This window comes from Peterkaempfera griseoplana (assembly GCF_001418575.1).
Lineage (GTDB): Bacteria > Actinomycetota > Actinomycetes > Streptomycetales > Streptomycetaceae > Peterkaempfera > Peterkaempfera griseoplana.
On record NZ_LIQR01000558.1, the window covers coordinates 1 to 2,252 of the forward strand.

Annotated in this window: 2 protein-coding genes; both read left to right on the forward strand. The window is 69.4% G+C overall.

Annotation, left to right across the window (positions count from 1 at the left end; translation table 11 throughout):
- Positions 1–236, forward strand: a 236-nt coding sequence (locus AOK09_RS43795; protein ID WP_157876123.1) for a phosphopantetheine-binding protein, incomplete at its 5' end; no start/stop codon positions are given.
- A gap of 147 nt (positions 237–383) precedes the next feature.
- Positions 384–2,252 (forward strand): condensation domain-containing protein (locus tag AOK09_RS32525; RefSeq protein WP_157876124.1); only part of this gene is annotated, 1,869 nt, incomplete at its 3' end.

Here is a 2,252-nt window from a genome sequence, read left to right on the forward strand (position 1 = left end):
CCGAGGTACTCGGCCTCCCCGCAGTCGGCCCCGACGACAACTTCTTCGAACTCGGCGGCCACTCCCTCCTCGCCACCCGACTCATCAACCGCATCCGCACCACCATGAATGTCGAAGTCACTCTTCGCATGCTGTTCCACAATCCAGTTCCCGCTCAGCTTGCGAATGTGCTGGGCCAGCGCAAGAGGGAGAGGCCGGCCCTTCGGCCGAGGGCTCCTCGGAATGAGGACGCATAGCCGCGTCCTCGCCGAAAAAGGAACCGGCGCCGGTCGCGCCGCGAGATTTCCTCAAGGAATGCGGAATCCCGCGGCGCGGAAACCGGCGGATCCCCCTCGCACGAACCCTCCCTCTCAGCGCCATCAGCCATTCTGTGGAGTAGCCTCATGATTCCTCTGTCCTTCGCCCAGCGTCGCCTGTGGTTCCTCGGCGAACTGGAAGGCCCCAACGCGACCTACAACATTCCTTTCGCCATGCGGCTGCGGGGCGAGCTCGACCGGACGGCACTGGAGCAGGCCTTCCGCGACGTGCTCGACAGGCACGAGGTACTGCGCACGGTGGTGGCGACGGTCGACGGCGTTCCGCAGCAGCGGATCCTTCCGTCGTCGCAGCTGTCCTTCGAACTGCGCACCGACGAGGTCACGGAGGACGACCTCGCCGCGACCGTGACGCGCCTGGCCCGCAGCACGTTCGACCTCGCGGCGGACCTGCCCCTGCGCGCCGGCCTCCTGGCCCTGGGCCCGCAGGACCACGTCCTCGTCGTCGTCCTCCACCACATCGCGGCGGACGGCTGGTCACTCGCCCCACTCGCGGACGACGTGTCCCATGCCTACGCGGCCCGTACGGCGGGCAGAGCCCCGGAGTGGGAACCACTGCCGGTCCAGTACGCGGACTACGCACTGTGGCAGCAGGATCTGCTCGGCGACGAGACCGACCCCGGGAGCCTCCTCAACGCGCAGCTCACCTACTGGCGCAAAGCCCTCACCGGTCTCCCCGAAGAACTGGCGCTGCCCACCGACCGGCCCCGCCCGGCGGTCGCCTCGTACGAGGGGGTCGTGTCGCCGATCGAGCTGGACGCGGAACTCCACCGGCGGCTGGCGGAGCTGGCCCGGCACCACGGCGCCACCCTGCACATGGTGCTCCAGGCAGCGCTGGCGGTTCTCCTGTCCCGGCTCGGCGCCGGCGACGACATCGCGATCGGCTCCCCGGTCGCCGGCCGCACCGACGACGCCCTGGACCGGCTGGTCGGCTTCTTCGTCAACACCCAGATCAACCGCGCCGACCTCACCGGCGACCCCACCTTCGGCGAGCTGCTGGGCCGGATACGGGACGCTGCCCTGGACGCCCACGAGCACCAGGACATCCCCTTCGAGCGGCTGGTGGAAGACTTCGCGCCGACCCGCTCGATGGCCCGCCACCCGCTGTTCCAGGTCATGCTGACTCTTCAGAACAACGTGCAGGCCGTTCTCGACCTCCCCGGACTCGATGTCGAACTCCTGCGTACGGGAGCGGAACCGGCCAAGTTCGACCTCGCCGTCGAACTGACGGAGAGCTTCGACGGCACCGGTGCGCCGTCGGGCGTGCGCGGCCGGTTGATCGGCGCGAGCGACCTGTTCGAAGCGTCGACGGTGGACAGTCTCGCCGAGCGGTTCACCCGGGTCGTGACCACGCTGAGCAACACCTGGGACGCCCGCGTCAACCGGATTGACGTCCTCACGCCCACCGAACGCCACCAGGTGCTCGTGGAGTGGAACGACGGTGGTGTGGAGGGGCTGTTGGTTCCTTCGGCTCCTTCGACGACGCTGGTGGACGGTTTCGAGGAGCAGTGCGCGCGGACGCCGGATGCGGTGGCTGTCGTCGACGGTGACGGCACCACCGTCACCTACCGTGAGCTGAACGCTCGCGCCAACCGTCTCGCCCGCCTCCTCGTCCAGCACGGCGCCGGACCCGAGGGCCGGGTCGCGGTGTCGTTGCCGCGGTCGGCGGAGCTGATGGTGGCTTTGCTGGCGGTGCTCAAGTCCGGTGCGGCCTACGTGCCGCTGGACCCCGACTACCCCACCGACCGCATCGCCTACATGCTGGACGACGCCCGGCCCGCCGTGGTGATCACCTCCGACGGCATCCCGGTGCCCGGCACCGATCAGCCCACCGTGGCGCTCAACGCCCCCGACACCACCACACACCTGGCACACCTTCCGGACACCGACCTCACCAACGCGGAGCGCACGACGGCGCTGCTGCCCGCGCATCCGGCG